This window comes from Mycobacterium sp., from assembly GCF_049683355.1.
Classification (GTDB): Bacteria; Actinomycetota; Actinomycetes; order Mycobacteriales; family Mycobacteriaceae; genus Mycobacterium.
In genome coordinates this window covers 1-1,516 of the sequence record NZ_JBAUJB010000026.1, presented here as the reverse complement: position 1 = coordinate 1,516, position 1,516 = coordinate 1, and the positions used below count along the sequence as shown (strand labels likewise).

Here is a 1,516-nt window from a genome sequence, read left to right as displayed (position 1 = left end):
GGCTGCGGGAAGCCAGCGACCACTTCGCCGAGGCCTGGCGGGCCACCGGCATCGAGCGCTTCACGTCGCGCGAACGCCGCTTCGAGCACCCCGTCGTCGGCGAACTGGTGCTCGAGCACCACCAGGTGGCGCCCGTCGACGTGCCCGACATCCACATCGTCGCCTACCTGCCTGCCACCGAAATCGTTTCCGCCGAACGGCTTCGGCGGCTGGTCTCACGGTGACTCAGCCGGCGGCCACCGCGCGGTAGACCAGCTCGGAAATCGTGCGGCAGTAGTCGTCGTCGACCGGCTCGCCGGTGTACAGGGCGCGCATGTTGATCGGAGCGAACAGCAGTTCCAGCACGTTGAGGAAGTCGATCTCGCCGTGGAGTTCACCTCGCTCGCGGGCCCGGTCGAAGACCACACCGAGGCTGTCGGCGCGGTCCCGCCATGCCGTTCGCCGGATGTCGACGCTGGCGATGTGGGTGTCGGCGATGAGATGGCCGCCGTGCAGTTTGCGACCGGTCGCGGAGGTCACCAACGTGGCCATCCGGACCGCCAGCTCGAACAGATCGGTGCGCAGCGAACCGGTGTCCGGCGGTTCGTCAGCGTCACCGGGCCGATGCGCGAGAGCGTCGAGGACCAGAGCTTCAGGGCCGGGCCAGTGCTGCAGGATCGCCTGCTCGTCCAATCCGTGGCGGTGGGCCATCGAGCCGAGATCGAAGCGGTCGATACCCCAACGCGCCACTTCTTCGTGGACTGCAGCCACTACTCGTTCCCGGTCGACGTCGGCCAGTGGATGGTCATCCACCATCGGCTCTTCCTTCCAGCAAACCCTCGTGCAGCTGATCCAGCAAACTCGAGTGTGCCACACTGCGGGAAGCGACTGGTGTCAGACGCCGGCGGGCACCTTGGCGGTCGTCCGCATCTCCTGACGCAGCGTGGTGAACTCGGAGATGGTGCGTGTCGCGATCGTCGCCACCGGACGGGCGTTGCGGCCGGTGGCTTCGGTCTTGGACACCATCACCACGCTGTCGATGTAGGGCTGGATCGTCGTCGCGTTCTGCACCGTCGCGACGATCACCAGCTGGAAGCCGAACTTGCGGAACGCCTGCAGTGCCTGTTGGGCAAACTGCGGATCCGACTTGGAGAACGCCTCGTCGAGCATCAGCTGTGCAAAGACCGGCTTGTTGTCCACACTTTCGGGGCTGGCCAGGTTGAAGCTCAACGCGCCGGCCAGACAGAACGCCATCAGCTTCTCCTGCTCGCCGCCGGAATTGTCCCCGGCGTTGCTGTGCGTGCGGATCAGCTCCTCGGTACTGACATCCCATTCCGCGCAGTCGAACGTGAACCGGTTGCGCACATCCAGGGCATCCCGCGTCCACGCCCGGTCCTCCGGCGCCGTCGAGGCCAACCGGTTGCGCAGCCGCAGGATGTCGGCGTACTGGTCCAGGATCGCCTGCTTGTCGCCCAACCCCACCTCGGCGATGCGCCGCGAGATCGCCCGCACGATCTCCGTCAGCTCCGACACCGCA

General features: G+C 66.6%; 3 protein-coding genes. 1 reads left to right on the top strand and 2 read right to left on the bottom strand.

The annotated features are described in order from the left end of the window. Positions 1-224, top strand: a 224-nt coding sequence (locus WA944_RS01710; RefSeq protein ID WP_526646161.1) for an MmyB family transcriptional regulator, incomplete at its 5' end; no start/stop codon positions are given. Position 225: 1 nt separating this feature from the next. Here WA944_RS01710 and WA944_RS01705 read toward each other — a convergent pair. Beyond that, positions 226-795 (bottom strand): TetR/AcrR family transcriptional regulator C-terminal ligand-binding domain-containing protein, encoded by a 570-nt coding sequence (locus tag WA944_RS01705; RefSeq protein WP_526646159.1) that lies wholly within the window; start codon positions 793-795, stop codon positions 226-228. Positions 796-873: 78 nt separating this feature from the next. Continuing rightward, positions 874-1,516 (bottom strand): SbcC/MukB-like Walker B domain-containing protein (locus WA944_RS01700; RefSeq protein ID WP_526646157.1); only part of this gene is annotated, 643 nt, incomplete at its 5' end.

What these genes read in the sequence shown, in the direction of transcription:
- WA944_RS01705 (WP_526646159.1), bottom strand. Translation starts at nt 795, where the DNA reads ATGGTGGATGACCATCCACTGGCCGACGTCGACCGGGAACGAGTAGTG.